Raw genomic sequence first — 17,283 nt, forward strand, 5'->3', positions numbered from 1 at the left:
GAGATGGCTGATGGATCACGCATTGGCCGAACGAATTTTAACGTTTATGCGCGATGAGGCGTACAAGCCGCTCACCGTGGAAGAACTCGAAGAAGCGTTTGGCATTACGGATGCTGAGGAATTTAAAACGTTCGTCAAAACGCTCGTCGCCATGGAAGAGGAAGGGCTCGTCGTCCGGACGCGCAGCAACCGCTACGGTGTGCCTGAGCGGATGAACCTCGTGCGCGGCAAAGTGACGGGCCATGCGAAAGGATTTGCCTTCGTCACGCCGGAAGAGCCGGGAATGGATGATATTTTCATCCCGCCGTCCGAATTGAAAAACGCCATGCACGGCGACACGGTGCTTGTTCGCGTTCAGGCCGACTCCGCCGGAGCGCGCCGCGAGGGGACGATCGTCCGCATTTTGGAGCGCGGGGTGAAAGAAGTCGTCGGTACATACACGGAAAGCAAATATTTCGGCTTTGTCATCCCCGATGACAAACGGATCGTCAACGACATTTTCATCCCGAAAAACGCGGCAAACGGAGCGGTCGAAGGGCATAAAGTCGTCGTCCGGCTCACATCATACCCACAAGGGCGAATGAGCGCTGAAGGGGAAGTCGTCCAAATTCTCGGCCATAAAAACGACCCGGGCGTCGATATTTTATCGGTCATCTATAAGCACGGTTTGCCGCTGCAGTTTCCGGATGACGTCATCGAGCACGCCAACCGTGTTCCGGACGTCATTACGGAAAAAGATTTGGAGGGGCGCCGTGACTTGCGCGGCGAGATGATCGTCACAATTGACGGGGAAGATGCGAAAGACTTGGACGATGCGGTGACCGTGACAAAACTTGAGAACGGCAACTATAAACTTGGCGTCCATATTGCCGATGTGAGCCATTATGTCGAGGAAGGCTCGCCGATTGACCGCGAAGCGTATGAGCGCGGCACGAGCGTCTATTTGGTCGACCGCGTCATTCCGATGATTCCGCACCGGCTGTCGAACGGCATTTGCTCGCTCAACCCGAAAGTCGACCGGTTGACGCTGTCGTGTGAAATGGAAATCACCCCGCAAGGCGAAGTCGTCCGCCATGAAATTTTCCAAAGTGTCATCCGCACCGTCGAGCGGATGACGTATTCCGACGTCAATAAAATTTTGGTCGATAAAGACGAGGCGTTGCGTGAAACATACGCGCCGCTCGTGCCGATGTTTGAGCTGATGGCCGAGCTCGCCGACATTTTGCGGACGAAACGGATGAAGCGGGGGGCCATCGATTTCGATTTTAAAGAGGCGAAAGTGCTCGTTGATGAAAACGGCAAACCGTACGATGTCGTCTTGCGCGAGCGGTCGGTCGCCGAGCGGCTCATCGAAGAGTTTATGTTGGCGGCAAACGAAACGGTCGCCGAGCATTTCCATTGGCTGAACGTGCCGTTTATGTACCGCGTTCACGAAGACCCGAAACCGGAAAAACTGCAACGCTTTTTGGAGTTCATTACGAACTTCGGCTACGTCGTCAAAGGAACGGGCAACCAAATCCACCCGCGCGCCTTGCAGCAAATTCTCGAAGCAGTGCGCGGCGAACCGGAAGAAATGGTCATTTCGACCGTCATGCTCCGGTCGATGAAGCAGGCCCGCTATGACGCGGAAAGCCTCGGCCATTATGGGCTGTCGACCGAGTTTTACACCCATTTTACGTCGCCGATCCGCCGCTATCCGGACTTGATCGTCCACCGGTTGATCCGGACGTATCTCATCAACGGGCAGATGGATGCTGACACCCAGCAAAAATGGGCGGAAAAGCTGCCCGATATCGCCGAACACGCGTCCAACATGGAGCGGCGCGCCGTCGAGGCCGAGCGGGAAACCGATGATTTGAAGAAAACGGAGTTTATGGAAGACAAAATCGGGATGGAATTTGACGGCATCATCAGCTCGGTGACGAACTTCGGCTTGTTCGTCGAACTCCCGAACACGATCGAAGGCTTGGTGCACGTCAGCTATTTAACGGACGATTATTACCGCTACGACGAGCGCAGCTACGCGATGATCGGCGAGCGGACGGGGAAAATGTACCGCATCGGCGATGAGATTACCGTCCGCGTCATCAACGTCAACAAAGACGAGCGGATCGTCGACTTTGAAGTCGTCGGCATGAAAGGACGCCGCCCGTCGAAAGCGAAAGCCGCTCCGGTCGTCATCGAAGGGAAAAAGCAAAAGAAAGCAAAAGCAGAAGCGAAAAAGAATCACAACACGAATCGCGGCGCCAAAGCAAAAAAGAAGAAAAAGAAAAAACGGTAAGGGAAAGCCGAGCAGGCGGCTTTTCCTTCTTTTTCGTTTTTGGTACAATAAAAGCGCTACGATGAGGAGGAGGACGTGTATGCCAAAAGGGGAAGGAAAAGTGATCGCGCAAAACAAAAAAGCGCGCCATGATTATTTTATTGAAGAAACGTATGAAGCGGGTCTCGTTTTGCAAGGGACGGAAATTAAATCGATCCGCAACGGGCGCGTCAACTTAAAAGATTCGTTCGCCAAAGTGGAAAAAGGGGAAGTATTTCTCCATAATATGCATATCAGCCCGTATGAACAAGGCAACCGCTACAACCATGATCCGCTGCGGACGCGCAAGCTCCTCCTGCACCGCCGTGAAATCAACAAGCTGATCGGCTACACGAAAGAGCAAGGGTATACGCTCGTGCCGCTGAAATTGTACATCAAAAACGGCTTCGCCAAAGTGGAGCTTGGCGTCGCCAAAGGGAAGAAAAAATACGACAAACGGGAAGACATGAAACGGAAAGAAGCGCAGCGCGAAATCGAGCGGGTGTTCCGCGAGCGGCAAAAGCTGTAGGGAGCAAGCGACGTATAAAAAAGTCAAAACCGATGTTTCTCAAGTGGGGAAGCCTTGAAACATCGGCTCTTCTTTCCTAGCGAATTCCATCCTTTTGGAAAAAACCATTGGTTTTCACCGACGTTGAAAACATTCCCATTGAAAATGCGCAAAACCATGGTATAATAAAAAGTGCAACAGCCAGTTATCCATGGCTTAAGCTGTTCCGATCTCTTCGCACCGCGGGGACGATCCGGATTCGACAGGGGTAGGTCGAGCTTAAGCGGCGAGCCGAGGGGGACGTCCTCGTAAAAACGTCACCTAAAGATAACTGGCAAACAAAACTACGCTTTAGCTGCTTAATTGCTGCAGCTAGCTCCTCCCGCCATCGCTCGCGTGGCGTTCGAGGGGCTCATATGAAGCGGGCTACGCCCAAATCCGCCGCCTGAGGATGAGGGAAGAGACGAACCAGGCTAGCCGCCGGGAGGCCTGTCGGTAGGCGGAACGGACGGCGAAGCGAAATATACCGACTACGCTCGTAGATGCTTAAGTGGCGATGCCTCTGGACGTGGGTTCGACTCCCACCGTCTCCATTTCCAACATCCGAACGGTTCGGATGCGAAATCGTGAAACCCTTGATGCGACCGTGTTTGCGGTCGTTTTTGCTTTTACAAGAATCCGAAAGAAGCCAGCGAATGGGCGAAAATTTTGCGCGGATTTTGCACCGTGTTTTTTGCCTTGCATTGTATACAAGTTCGACAGTGACCAAGTAAACAAAATGCCTCTCATCCCTTGAGGCCAAAGGGACGAGAGGCATTTGGGCATTCTTCCGGCGTGTATCTAGGCGCGAGGATGGATGCCTACAATCTTCGGAGGCGGCCTCAACTCTAGCGCCGCCAAGAGCTGCACTTGTCTATTCTAACCAAGGAATCGAGTCCATGTCGCTTTTTTGGTTCGGCTGTAAATTTATGTTAGCGAATTTGCTCATCTACAGTAAGTAATACGGTATCGTTTTAAAAACAGATCCATGATGCCAATACTAGCATCATGGATACTCATTACTTAGAGAAATGGACGAGCCATTCCATATATTCCAACTACAACACATAATAATCCGCCAACAAAATACAAAATTTTAATAAGCCAAAAATTAAAAGATATAGGCAATGGGGTTATATATTTAAGACGACTAAAAGTTTTGCTATGAAAAAATCTTTGTCGTGTTGTGTAAAAAAACATCCAAATCCCAAAAATTCCAACTGAAAAATTAAATATAGACCAGTAAAAATCCTCCTCCATTAAATTCTACTCCTTTATTTCATTATATTTTATAACCATTTTTTATATTTTTCAGGTTCATCACCAAAAGATGTACTTGCACCTGTCATGAAAGTATGTTAGCTGTTTCCAGCCGAACCCGCAGTGCAAAACGCTGGATATTTCGGTATCCGTATCCCCGACGTTTCATCAGCTTGATCTTGTTATTCGTTCCCTCCATCTTCCCATTCGAATAATGGGATAAAATGCACGATATCATTTCGTCTGTTCGTTTGACGAGTGATTTTGCGATGGCACGAACAACGGAACAAGGACAAAACAAATACCGATGAATCCAAGCCTTCAAGCGTCGTTTCGCCTGTTGCTCATCTTTGCTTTTGAACACATAGCGAACATGTTGGAGCGATTGGTAAACAGACTTTAAGTAATCGCTTTCATTACACCATTCTCGTATGATTTGACGTTCTTCCTCCGTCAATTTCTCTGGGCATTGGCTCAATAAACGGCAAACGTAACGAACATTTCCGTGTTTCTTGCCTCCTTTGCCCAAATATTTGCGACAACGTTCTAAAGCATCGGTAAACAGCTGAATGACATGGAAATAGTCGACGACATGTGTCGCCTCTGGGCAAACCCGTTGAATCGCTTTTTTCATCGCTGGAGCCAAGTCACTCACGACATACTGAACGGAACGAGACACATGAGCCAATGCACGCCCAATGGCTTCCTCGTTCTTTCCTGCTTCCATGGCATACACTTCTCCCGTTTCGGCATCCATGATCGCCACTCCATAGTCGTGCCCTTTTCGAAAAGCAAACTCATCGACACAAACCGCCTTTGGTTGGACGTCATTCGATAGGAAGGAAGGGGCATGGGTATAAAACCATCGTTCAACGGTCGTGTAAGGAAGCTTGAGCATACGAGCCACCGCCTGAATGGATGTTCCGATGCAAGATTGCGCGACCCATCGCTGAAAAGCATCCGTCGCCACACTTCGAGGAGAGATGGCTGGATACGACGTGCTGAACGTCACGCCACACGTGCTACAACGTCTGCGCTCGACAGGAAGTTCGATCCAAAAAATTCCGATTCGCTGAGCATAGCCATGCATCCATTGCTTCTTTTTGTCTGTCATTTTGATCGTGCGCTTCAAGCAGACAGGACATAACGGGCATTGTTCGGGTAGAGAAAGTTCGAAAATCCAACGTTCCCCTTCTTTTCGCACCTTTTGAATCAAAACATCTGGTAAATCGATGAGTTCTTTGATAAACTGAGAGTACATGCGAATTTCCCTCCATGGTTTGGTTTGGTCACCTTTACCATACAGGAAAATTCGCATTTTTTGTACCCTCTATGCACACCTACCTTAAATGATCAAGTACAACTTGTGGTGAAGAGCCATTTTTCATATATTTTTTTTACATAAGGCTTAGCAGTTGCCCATAAAATTCCTACATTGTTACTGTAGATGAGCAATTTTCATTACAACATTTTCCATTAACAAAGAGACAAACAGGGTACCCCTTAGGCGACATGGAGCTGTTTTTTGACAACATCAATGGCAATATCTTGCTTCGCCGCGTTGTAAATGAACTCAATCAGGCTATGTCCTTTCCGAGTCCGAAGAAGGTCCAGCCCGGCAGAGATGTCTTTGTTGGGATTCCGCTATGCTGTACACGCAAGCCAACAAAACGGTCACCCCATACCGTTTCACCGCCCGAATGTGACGAACGCGGTATCCATCCAGCTTCAGTTGCTCTTTCGCCTGCCAGAAAAAGCATTCGATCGTCCAACGCTGGGCATCGTAACGCAAGATCTCTTCATCGCCTAGCTCCCGATCGGTGCTCAAGACGACATGGAAATGTTCCAGCGTCATCGGCTGATCCGACTTCCAAGACAGCAGCACCAATACGTCATCGAGGCCATGGATCGCCCCCTCATAGCGATACACGCGGTAACGCTCCTGACCCACCGTGACGAGGCGGGTGTCTTTTGGCTCGATATGGCGGGCAAACGACTTGGCTTGGACCCCGATGCCTTTCGGGTAGAGAATCCGGTTCGTCTTGAGCATCGCGATGACATGGAATCCCTGTTTCAGGCAGGCTTCGATGAGTTCCTGGACGGATACCATGAATCCATAAGCACATACACCGGACGAGCCCGTTTTCCTTTGAGCGAGGAAAGCATCTCGATCGCCAGGTCCATTTTGCTTGTTTCCGCCTTCTTGTCATACAAGCGGAACGCGAACGGAAACGCTTGCGTGAAGGTGTGCACCATCAGCCAAATGAGCGAATGCCCCCAGACCATTTGATGATCTTTATGGGAGTAATGCCAATCACATCCTTGAATGACGTGCGTGGCCCGTGACGAAGGCTTCGTTTTTTGGCAAATCGTATCATCAATTGAAAGGAAAAGGGGCTGATTCGTCCGTTTGGCTAGGCGTTCGATCTGGCGAAGAACCCACTCTTGAAGCTTCTCAAGCAGCCTTTCCTCGTTCCAAGGGCTTTTCGTGAAAAAGTGGCTGAGCGTGGTTCGATGATTCGGATGAAAACTCCAGTGATGGACATCGGTCAACGTTCCCGAAAATCTCTTGGTAGTCAAGGCATCGACAAGGTGAACGAGATGCTTCCAAACCGGTTTGGAGATATGCAAGGCCAACCCCAACATCATGAAAAACTTGTGGATTCCTTGATGATACGCTAATCTATTCATAAAACATGAACCTCCTTGTGGGTAGTTGGTGGCACATCTATTCTAACCAAGGAGTCTGGTTCATGTCTCCTTTTTTGTTTGATTGTAAATTTATGTTAGCTAATTTACTCATCTACAGTCAATATGTTATTTTAGGCGATTTTTCGATTTCTACTGCTGGATGGCGAATCTGCTGGCCCCCCTAATTACATCTATATAGTATCATCAGCTAGAATTCTAAAAACAGTAAATATATGAATCCAATTACAATACCTAATCCCAACAAAAATAAAAATATCCTTCTAATTATAGGAGGGAAAAGTTTATAAATCATCATAAGAAAAAAGTCAGAAACATCTGTTGGTGTTCCAGAGGAAGACTCTTTAATTTTTACATTAGATCCAAAAATAGATAGCCATATTAAAGACAACCCTATTAAAATAAAAATGATTGACATCAAGGTTAATTCCATTTTTTACACCATCCTTATGGCTAATTTATTTAAATCTAAAAATTTCAATCAAGGGGCATTTCAACCATTTTTAACTTAATCATAATATGGCACATTAAATTATTAGTTCATTAAATCAAATTCCACTTTGCGAACTAAGTGTGTTTCCTAAAAATTAAATATTCCGTTTTCTGAATTCAATTTACCTTCAAAGCACTTCTTTTTCTCAATCAAGAGATAGATCTACAAAAGTTCATGTGCTGGATGAGAAACTGACTATACCCGAACGCTTCTTTGTTACTCACACTTTACAAAATCACATTATAGTGTGTATAAAACATTCCTTCCCAAAATCATGGCAATATAAATTTAAAGATTATTATTTCCCTTGTACGTCAGCCAATCACTTTAATTTGGAATTTAACCTCCAAATTAGATGTATCCGTTTTACATGGAGTAGCGGACATGTTTGGTTCAATGCCTAGCAAAACAAGGATTAGTGCTCGCACCTTTCCCTAGAACACATGTCCGCAGTGGCTCCATATTAAGCAACCGAATGTTTTTTTCTGTAAACAGAAGGGAGGAAATTTGCATAATTCCGCAGATTTTTGCTGGATGAACGTGCAAAAATCCGTTTGGATTTGCAAAAAAATGACCATTCTATTCCGAATTAACTTGATAATTTACAATAATACCCGAATTTAATACCTAAATATTAGATTTGGAACTACCAAGCTCGTATAGAATATAGATTTTTTTGTCCAGTTATATCCTTTGGTTATTTTTTTAAATGCAGATTTTGAAAGCTTTTTTGCTAAATAGTTAACAACTTTTTCTGCTGCCTTAGTTAATATGATATTAGAAAGAACCGGGAATAGATACCAAGTCAAAACTTGTTTTATTACATAACTGGCGGCTAAACCTGCACCAAAGCCTATACCTGTACTTATTAAAAATCCAGGAGTTAAATTAATTGTTACAGATATTTCTTGCCAACCTATATTTACCTTAATATAACTATTGAACCCTAAATCAAGTCGCTTTGAGTAGTGACCATTTGGATCAATAGAATTAACAGGGTTATTTTTCGTATACGCATACTGATTCAAACTTTGCGGCTCATTTTCAAACCCATGGAACGTATCTCTTGTAATAAACCGTCCCATATTCGCCTCATAATACCGCGCCATTAGGTAGTATAGCCCGGTTTCCTCATCGTAATAATAGCCGGCATAACGGTATGGGTTCGCTGTTGCCAGCGCACCGGTTTTGGACAGAATGTTACCCCATGCGTCATACTCGTATTGGGCGACGACATTTCCGCTTGCATCCGTCAATGCAACGACATCTCCATGACCGTTCAAATGATAGTAGTAAGTGGCTCCGGCTTTCGTCATCGTGACCGGGCGGCCCAATGCGTCCCACGTATATTCCGCTGTGATGTTGTTGTTGGCGTCTGTTTCATACAACAGACGAATCGAGTCGCCATCGTAGTGATAGTAAGTCGTACCGCTTGATGTTGTTTTGCTGATGCGTCTTCCTTGATGGTCATACGTATAGGTTGCGATCGTAGTGCCCGATGCGTTTTTTACTTGAATGAGACGGTTTTCGTCATCATACACAAACGTTTTGTTGCCGTTGTTCGTTAAATTCCCGTTCACGTCATATGTGTATGCCTGTCCGTTAACGGCTGTTAGTTGGTCGGCGGCGTCATACGTGTATGTTGTGGTAATCGTCGTCGTTCCATTGTTTACGATTTTCTTCGTACGGTTCCCGACAGCATTGTATTCGTTCCATGGGAGAGGACATGTACAGATACCAATTCTAAAAATATTCTAGTAAGTTGTTCTCTAAAACGTACCCGTTCTCCCAAGTACCAACAAGTAAATATTGGTCATCGTTACTAAATTCAGCAAAACAAGCATATGGAATTTTTTCAATTAATATGGTTTTTAAATCCTCATATCTCAAGATAATTACACTTTCATTATAAGTCACTACAATAAACCTACCATCATTTGATTGATGAAGGTATTGGAAATATCCAATGTGTTCCATAGGAGAATCATTGTCAATGATGTGTCCTCTCTTCAAAATCTTTTTAAAGTCTGAGTCTACTAAGATTATTTCATAACCGTTTACCAAGATGTAGACGTCATGAATGGAGTCGAAAATGACAGAGTCCCAAATTAAAATTTCCGGGTGACTTTTTAACTCAATTGACTGCTTGTTAATTGGTTCCTTAACTTTAACAATTTTATTCTCTCTATAACCCGTTTCGTTATTTACATAACTTAATGTAAATAAATGATAATTTCTATTTTTGAGGAATTGATTATAGTAAATAAGTGTAATGGCGTTTTTAAATTCTGTGAGTATCGTGTATTCCCCTGAATGAATGTTAATAGTTCCAATTTGTTGCCCATCATTGGTTTCTAGAACAGAAAGAATCATTAAATTATCTTGGGTAAAATTAGTATCTCCTTCAACCAACTTAAAAGATTTTTTCGATTGGATCTTTTTTACCAACTGGAAGTTCGCAGTGTTATAAACATATATAGTACCTGTAGTGCTTTTAATTAATAAATATTTATTGTTTTCAGAGAACCTCATATCACTTGGATAATTAGGTTTGTTTAATTCAATAATTTTTTCCCAAGTCGTTAAATCATAAACAATCGTCTTACTATCCATATTATGACATAAAAATTTATTATCTCCTGACAGTCTTATACGGTAAGAAGTTTTTAGTTTTTTTATTAGATTCATTTGAAACATGTTTTGATCCCTCCTTAACCGAGGACACTAATAGTTTAAGTTTTGATTTAGGTATAATCTTTAACTTCTAAATGGTTAAGAATATAGAGATTAACATGGAGTAACGGGTATGATGGATTTTGTCTACTGACGTTTTTCTTTTCTATAGTCATACCTGCAGTGGCTCCACGTTAATCTCATTTGCATGGTTATGCTAATAGGCTATAATCGGCCCATTCTGAAAAATCAACCTAGTTTCACCATTAGAACGGTGAAAAGAAACTCTTTGTTTTTAACCATACTTTAATTGCATCAAGAGCTGCAATTACTCTTTTTCTGTTTGTTTTATAACTGTACTTTTTATTATAGGCATAATTCATGATGTTATTAATTGTTTCATAGTATTTATTTGTATGCAATCTTCTATGCAGCCCTGTTTTAATGCTAATTAAGTTTTGAGGATTATTTACATTGAGACCGACCTTGCTCAATACATTACGAGCTGGTTGTGCTTTTTTGGCCTTTTGTGCGACTATATGATGTAACTCATATTTAGATCTATAGTTCGGTTTTGTTTTTACTCTAGCAAAACTTTGATCAATTAATTCTCCCACAGCATCAAGTGCCTTAATTGCATAATAAACTAACGCAGTGCCTAAAACTGCCACTGCCGCAGCATAAGCTGCAGGAATGAGCATGGCAAATTGCCCATCAGGATCTATATTCACTACAGGGTTATTATTAGCATAAGCATATTGATTCAAACTCTGCGGATCATCCTCAAACCCATGGAACGTATCCCTTGTAATAAACCGACCAATGTTCGCATCATAATAACGTGCCATGAGATAGTATAATCCAGTTTCTTCATCATAACGATAACCAGCATAACGATATGGGTTAGACGAAGCCATCGTGCCTGTTTGCGAAATAATATTTCCCCAAGCATCATACTGATACTGTGCCACAACATTACCATTTGCATCGGTTAATGCCGTGACATCACCGTGACCATTTATATGGTAGTAATAAGTTACCCCACCCTTGGTCATTGTAACTGGGTTTCCTTGGTAATCCCACGTATACTCCGCCACGATGTTATTGTTGGCATCTGTTTCATATAGCACTTGGTTCGAGTCACCATCATAGTGATAATAGATGGTTCCGCTTGATGTTGTTTTGCTGATGCGTCTTCCAAGCTGATCGTACGTGAAAGACGCGATGGTTGTACCAGATACATTTTTTACTTCAATGAGACGGTTGTCATCATCGTACACAAATGTCTTATTGCCGTTGTTCGTTAAATTGCCATTGGCATCGTACGTGTACGCTTGTCCGTTGACCGCTGTTAATTGGTCGGCGGCGTCATACGTGTATGTTGTGGTAGTAGTCGTTCCATTATTTACAATTTTCTTCGTACGGTTCCCCACAGCATCGTATTCGTACGTGATGGTCGTCCCGTCTGCTAGTGTTTCTTTTGTCAACTGATTCAACGCATCATATTGATACGTGATCGTTCCATTGTTGGTTTCCACACTGGTAATGTTGCCATTGGCATCATAGCTGTAGTTGAAGTAATTTAAGACATTGCCGTTCGCGCCAAAGTTTTTAATCGATTTTAACTGGTTGGCATCATTATACTCGTAGGCGGTATAGGTGCCATTCGCATGGATGATGGATGAAATATTCCCTCGCTCATCGTACGTAAATCTCGCAAGGTTGGCGCTGTTTCTGGACAACACGACTAGCTGATCCAACGGGTTGTAGCTGTATCCGATGGTGTCGGTTGTTGTACCCACTGTGATGGAGGTGGACATCACGTTTCCGTTATTGTCGTAGCCATAGGCAATGGAATTAGATGCCCCTTTACTGATTCGTGTTGGACGATTATTCTTATCATACGTGTACGTGATCGTATTTCCACTACCATCCGTGACCGATGTCACGTTGCCATTGGCATCGTAATTCAACGTCCATTTCGTCAAGCCATTGTAAGCAATCGAAACAAGGCGGTTCAGCGCGTTGTAGCTATAGGATACCTTATCGCCATTGGCGTAGGTAACCTTTGTGAGATTACCGTTTTTATCATAGGCAAAGGACGTCGTTTGATTTAACGGGTTCGTGAAACCAGAAACCTGATTCAACTCATTATACGTATAGTTGGTTATATAATTCTTTGCATTCTTAACCGATGTACGATTTCCTACACCGTCATAACCATACGTCGTCACATTGCCGTTTGGATCCGTGACTTTTGTCAATTGGTTATTGGCATTATATTCATAAGAAGTCGTTTTTCCCTTTCCATCCGTTACACTTGTCTGATTTCCTACGGCATCATAACCGAAAGAAACCGTATCTCCTGCCGGATCTTTGATTTGGGTTACATAGTTTTTCTTCGCATCATACGTGTAAGAAGTATGGGAAGCTCCCACTTCTAAGCGCATCGCATCAAACCATGCGGTTCCGGTTTGATTAAAATAGTAGTAATACACTTCAATGTAATCAAACGCTTGTTTCGGCTTGACTTCCGCTGTCACATGCTGCCAGTCGGTCTTCGCCTTATCAAAGTCGTTTGCATAACCCCAATCGGTTGTACCATTCGTATAGTGGATTGCTACTTGCAAGCTATAGTAACCGCCGTTTGGATTGGCTCCTTCTTGTTTGGACCATCCAGACAACGTAAGTTTAGTGTTGCTGTCGCCAGAAATATTAATCCGTTGTTTAATATGCTTATTTTTCCCAGACTCTCCTGTGATTTTAAATGACTTGCTTCCAACATATATATTCGCAACTGTTGTATCTAGTCCATCATTTGTTGATAAATTGCCGCTTGTCGTCCAATTGTCAGGAATTCCATCACTATTCATATCTCGCTCGAAGCTGGAATTATCAACAAGATTATAGGCGCTGACAACCGTTCCTTTCTCTAATTGGATCCCGTCGAAATAAGCAGTCCCAGAACCAGCGTTTACACCGACAGATACCCGAATCGTCTGAGTTCCCGATGGAGCATTATCCGCGACGACATGAAGCCGAGTCCAATCGTTCGTTCCTGCCAACCCATAAGAAATTTTTTGATTTAACCAGTTTCCTTGCGCATCAAAATATTCAACTTTAATAAGAGCTCTGGCAGACATGGACGATGTTTTTACATAACCGCTTGCCACATAAACTCCACCATCATACGGCTGCTTATCAGAACTGACAATCGCCCATCCGGTCGAATTCGAAATGCTGATCGCTTTATTCCCAAATTTGCTTGTTGTCGTCCAACTGAATGTAGCGATTTTCCCTGATTCTACGGCCTTTGTCCAGTTGTCTGGCCAATTATCCGCATTATGATCGAATTCGAAGCTAGAGTTACTTACCAAGTTATCAGCTGTAGACATTGGATACGTCGAATACTGCAAATTTCCCAGATTATCGTATCGCTGTGAAACTGATTGTGTATAAGGATCGATCGCTTCGGTTTGATTGTTATTTTGATCATAATCAAATGTGCTGACGTTGCTGTTGAAATCCTGCTCTTTGATAAGATTATTTTGCAAATCATACGTATATTGTGCCGACTGATTTTCTGGCAATTGAACGCTGACAATATTTCCTTTTTCGTCATATTGATAAATGAACGCTGCGGTTCCATTCGCCTTATTTTCATTTGGTTCCACTACTCGGGTTAAATTATTGTTATTATCATAATCGAATGTTGTCACAGCCTTGTTTTGAGCATCTAAAGGATTTTCTGTGATTTGAATAATATTGCCGTTAGCGTTGTACGTATAATCTACCCGTCTCCCTTCGCCATCTGTGACCGACGTAACACCATTGGTTTTGTCATATGAATAATTTGTGGTACTATTTGTAAGTGCGCCGTTAATCGTAATAGGGCGTTCAATGCTTGTTACGCGGTCGAGTGTATCATAACCAATTGTCGTCGTAATATTTCGGGCATTTTTAATACTTGTTAGATTATGATCCGAATCATACGTAAAAATGGTCGCGTTTCCTTGAGCATCCGTAACTTTCGTTAGGTTGCCGGAAGCATCATACTCATAAGAGATGGTTCTGTTTGCTGGGTCGGTGATACTCGATACATATCCGTTTGTTCCATAGGCAATCGTCGTCGTTCTTGCTGATGCATCTGTAATTGAAGCTAATTTTCCGTTTGCATTATAATTCAATGTAGTCGTGTTCCCATTTGTATCGACCATGCGAGAAAGTTTGCCATTTGTATTGAAATAAAGTTTCGTACCATCGGTTTTGGTTATTGTATAAGTGCCGTCCCCATTTTTGATTAGATCGAGATAGACACCACCAGCAGCTTCGTATCCCCCGCCAACTTTTTCACCAAAAATATGACGAGTATTATCTCCATCAACAAACGTAACTGGTCCACTGCCTGCATCCCAAATATTCATTTCGAGATTAGACATCCATCCATAACCAAACATCCCATTCGATCCGGACTTTCGGCTATTGTATGTTCTCGTAAATTCAACATCTTCGCCTAGACCAGAAATAGCAAGATCCGTTGTTTGTAAAACAAGGTTTCCGTTTGCTGGATTCACCCCATCTTTAGTGGTCGTCCAGAAAGATTCTTGGCCGATTGGCTCTACCCAATAATTAATCGTAATGCGCGGCGTATTAACACTATTGTTTACCGTATTAAATGTGCGATATGGAGAAGACGATTCGTTCTGCTGTTTCAGCATCAAGCCGTAGTTCGGCTGAATACCATTGTACCAGTCCTTGACCAACTGAGTGATATCCCAGCTCCAGTACGTATTGGCCGTATTGTTTGTTGTCGTTGATTCTTTTGTGCTTCGAATAGAAGGCTGATTATTCCAGGTAACAGAAGAAGACCAATTGCTTGTAATTCGATGTAAATCAATAGATACTTGTTGACCATCGGCATTTGTTTGATAGGCATTAAATGTAGCGCTGGAAATGACACTATCACTCGGAAGACTCGGAAGGTAAAATCTCACTAAAGCACGAGTCGTTCCGAAATAACTGTTGTAACCTGTATGCATGTATGTGTTGCTCGAATAGACAGAATCAGGAAAATTATAGGCAATAAAATTATCCCGCAAAACATCCCATTCATTGATCGTAGGGTCAATCGTTACCGGATATATGGTGTCTGGATCTTGTAAAAAGCTCTCATCTACTATCACATCAATATAAGTTTTGCCGCTATTTTGACGTAAATGAAAGGCAACTTGATCAGAATACTTGTGGTTCGCATCGAACATATATGGCTTTTCTAAGTACCACTTAGGGTTCCCTTTTGAGTCTTCAAAGACGATCGTTCCGTCTTTTTTAGCAACAGCCTTTACCCCTTTTAGTTTCATCTCAAAAGTAAAAGCATTGCTGGAAGGTTTATTGTTAAGAATAATATCCTCTTTGACCGCATTGCCTTGAAGGCGATATCGCACATCGGTTTGTTCAAATAACCCTTTATAAATGATTTCATTATTTTTCGCAACACCTTGCACATTTTTCGCATTTATTGGGATAAACGAAAGGATTCTATCATTTTCTTTGATCGAAACAAGTTCAGGTTGACTCGATTGTTTTGCGAATGTTACTTTGAAGGCGTTAGCCGTATTCTCAAACATATCGGCCCCGTTGGGTTTTAGATCGTTATTAATTTTTTTCCATTTCTTATCAAGAGGATCTTGATAAAATTGGGGTTGCAGGTATATCTCTTCAGTAAAGCTTCCATCCGGATTCAAGTATCTTGTCGAATACTTTGTCCGTCTGCTCTCGAGCTCTAATTTTGATTTTGGCCGTTTCGTGGGAAGATCACCAATGTTAGCTTCAATATTTCGGCTTTTTTGCACTACGCGTTCCGATTTCCCAAGAGCAGCTTGTGCAAATGGGGGGACGACAATACTAAAAATTAAACAACATGAGAGAATCATAGCCACATAGCGATAGTTAAATATCGACTTTCCTTCCACCTTATTCCCTTCCTCTCAGGATATGTTAATCATCCGGATGTCAATAAGATTATAGCAACGAAATACAAAGATACGTAATGATCCAAATAATGTAAATTATCAATCGTTTAAGATGACTATAAAAACCCGCCCGCACTCTCATTCGTTTGCTATTGCCAAAAGTTTATCCATCACGATTTTTCTCTGAGTTTTAACGTCTGGAAAAAAGCTTGTCACCTCTGTTTTTCGGCCATCATGAAATAACTACATACTCAACAGCCCAAACATTGTGATGAACAAGGGGGAAGAGATGATGAGAATATCTGATTTTCTTAAAAGATATCATTTGCATGGGAGTTTAATTAATAAGGTAGAATATGATTCGACCACCAAAAGAGTATCTCTTGAAACTGAGTTATGCAAATGGCAACAATTCGATTATGACGAAACGAAAGATCCGGAAATGATTGAAGGATTCAATGTTTTTGAAGATGTAACATATTTTGAAACAGATTGCGTTAAAGACTTTGATGCTGATGAAATATTGGAAGTGGTGCTTATTTCCGCCACTTCATCGCTTGAAAAAGTTAAAATAGTCACCGACGGGGGGAACATCATCATGATTGAGGCGGGGAATGTAGAGTGGCACTCACTTTGAGTGCAATGCTTAAGGGTAATTCTTACAATGCGCGCAATACCGTTGGCCCGATATTTTAAGGTGTTGAGAAACAGGAAGAGGTTTGTTTGTCGACTGCTCAAAAACGCGGCGATGCATAGCCCCGTCACCGAAGCGGTTGTCAGCGATACAAATACGGAGTGCCATAATATTCCGTCCGGTTGAGCTCCGGGTATTCGGAAGTGAAATGAATGAAAATCGGGCACCAATCACAAAACGGGTACGTGCGAAAAAAATCGCGGTCGCCATAGCGAATAGCTTCGAGCGCCAACGGCAATTCTTTCTTGAATACGTTCGCTCGGCGCGCATTTTCTTGCCGGCCCATTTGCCGGTTGCCAACGAATACATAGAGAAACAATACTAGCTGTTGCCCGGCTTGTTTCCATTCACCGAGCACTTCATCGCGTTGAGAAGTGAGCTGATCAGTGACAAATGCGCGGGAGACAGTGAGGAATAAGGTGCCAGTCGTGTCCGAGTGGGTTAAGGTGTACAGACGGCCGTTCACTGGTGACAGCTGGGTGATTCCAGCGGTCTGGGTGACGTGCAGTCGCTCGGGAGAGAGGTATTTCATGGCGGTCCTCCTTCTTCTGTGGAAAGTGGTCGATCTCATTCATCTATATAAGTTGAAACTTTGTTTTACATCCAGTAGAGCGCCCACCGCATTCTATCAAAATG

At 43.2% G+C, this 17,283-nt stretch carries 9 protein-coding genes, 1 other RNA gene and 1 pseudogene; 4 read left to right on the forward strand and 7 right to left on the reverse strand.

Annotated features, from left to right (window positions below):
• The first annotated feature begins 10 nt into the window (after positions 1 to 10).
• The 3 genes from rnr to ssrA all read left to right on the forward strand — a co-directional run bounded on the left by rnr (position 11) and on the right by ssrA (position 3,403).
• Positions 11 to 2,281 carry a ribonuclease R gene (rnr, locus tag GS3922_RS01015; protein WP_063164803.1) on the forward strand — a complete coding sequence of 757 codons (2,271 nt, stop codon included), beginning with the start codon at positions 11 to 13 and terminating at the stop codon, positions 2,279 to 2,281.
• Between the two features lie 79 nt (positions 2,282 to 2,360).
• Complete coding sequence (smpB, locus tag GS3922_RS01020) at positions 2,361 to 2,828, forward strand: SsrA-binding protein SmpB (RefSeq protein WP_063164804.1); 468 nt, start codon at positions 2,361 to 2,363, stop codon at positions 2,826 to 2,828.
• A 223-nt stretch (positions 2,829 to 3,051) separates the two neighbouring features.
• Positions 3,052 to 3,403, forward strand: a transfer-messenger RNA (tmRNA) gene (gene ssrA / locus GS3922_RS01025).
• Positions 3,404 to 4,191: 788 nt separating this feature from the next.
• Here the strand turns inward: ssrA and GS3922_RS01030 are convergent.
• The 6 genes and pseudogenes from GS3922_RS01030 to GS3922_RS01055 form a co-directional block, all read right to left on the reverse strand.
• Entirely contained in the window at positions 4,192 to 5,367 is a 1,176-nt protein-coding gene (locus GS3922_RS01030; protein WP_063164805.1) for an ISL3 family transposase, read from the reverse strand.
• 242 nt (positions 5,368 to 5,609) lie between these two features.
• Positions 5,610 to 6,797: pseudogene (locus GS3922_RS01035) on the reverse strand (IS701 family transposase).
• A gap of 208 nt (positions 6,798 to 7,005) precedes the next feature.
• Positions 7,006 to 7,248 (reverse strand): hypothetical protein, encoded by a 243-nt coding sequence (locus GS3922_RS01040; RefSeq protein ID WP_043968622.1) that lies wholly within the window; start codon positions 7,246 to 7,248, stop codon positions 7,006 to 7,008.
• A gap of 680 nt (positions 7,249 to 7,928) precedes the next feature.
• Positions 7,929 to 9,059 (reverse strand): RHS repeat domain-containing protein, encoded by a 1,131-nt coding sequence (locus GS3922_RS18065; protein WP_436405179.1) that lies wholly within the window; start codon positions 9,057 to 9,059, stop codon positions 7,929 to 7,931.
• Complete coding sequence (locus GS3922_RS01050; RefSeq protein WP_006324175.1) at positions 9,052 to 10,005, reverse strand: YncE family protein; 954 nt, start codon at positions 10,003 to 10,005, stop codon at positions 9,052 to 9,054. The genes GS3922_RS18065 and GS3922_RS01050 overlap by 8 nt, the downstream gene beginning before the upstream one ends.
• A gap of 242 nt (positions 10,006 to 10,247) precedes the next feature.
• On the reverse strand, positions 10,248 to 15,953 hold the full coding sequence (locus tag GS3922_RS01055) for a DNRLRE domain-containing protein (RefSeq protein ID WP_082816510.1): 5,706 nt from the start codon (positions 15,951 to 15,953) through the stop codon (positions 10,248 to 10,250).
• Between the two features lie 289 nt (positions 15,954 to 16,242).
• On the opposite strand from GS3922_RS01055, the gene GS3922_RS18070 reads away from it, so the two are divergent.
• Positions 16,243 to 16,590 carry a hypothetical protein gene (locus tag GS3922_RS18070; RefSeq protein WP_014196704.1) on the forward strand — a complete coding sequence of 116 codons (348 nt, stop codon included), beginning with the start codon at positions 16,243 to 16,245 and terminating at the stop codon, positions 16,588 to 16,590.
• A 139-nt stretch (positions 16,591 to 16,729) separates the two neighbouring features.
• On the opposite strand, the gene GS3922_RS01065 is transcribed toward GS3922_RS18070, so the two are convergent.
• A complete protein-coding gene (locus tag GS3922_RS01065; RefSeq protein ID WP_025039239.1) occupies positions 16,730 to 17,179 on the reverse strand; it encodes a staygreen family protein in 450 nt (149 codons plus the stop codon).
• Between the last annotated feature and the right edge of the window lie 104 nt (positions 17,180 to 17,283).

It is taken from the genome of Geobacillus subterraneus, assembly GCF_001618685.1.
Lineage (GTDB): Bacteria > Bacillota > Bacilli > Bacillales > Anoxybacillaceae > Geobacillus > Geobacillus subterraneus.

Excerpts from the sequence above, each read along its gene's own strand:
- smpB (WP_063164804.1), top strand. The coding sequence starts at position 2,361 with ATGCCAAAAGGGGAAGGAAAAGTGATCGCGCAAAACAAAAAAGCGCGC.
- GS3922_RS01065 (WP_025039239.1), bottom strand. The coding sequence starts at position 17,179 with ATGAAATACCTCTCTCCCGAGCGACTGCACGTCACCCAGACCGCTGGA.
- rnr (WP_063164803.1), top strand. The coding sequence starts at position 11 with ATGGATCACGCATTGGCCGAACGAATTTTAACGTTTATGCGCGATGAG.
- GS3922_RS01040 (WP_043968622.1), bottom strand. The coding sequence starts at position 7,248 with ATGGAATTAACCTTGATGTCAATCATTTTTATTTTAATAGGGTTGTCT.
- GS3922_RS01030 (WP_063164805.1), bottom strand. The coding sequence starts at position 5,367 with ATGTACTCTCAGTTTATCAAAGAACTCATCGATTTACCAGATGTTTTG.
- GS3922_RS18070 (WP_014196704.1), top strand. The coding sequence starts at position 16,243 with ATGATGAGAATATCTGATTTTCTTAAAAGATATCATTTGCATGGGAGT.
- GS3922_RS01050 (WP_006324175.1), bottom strand. The coding sequence starts at position 10,005 with ATGTTTCAAATGAATCTAATAAAAAAACTAAAAACTTCTTACCGTATA.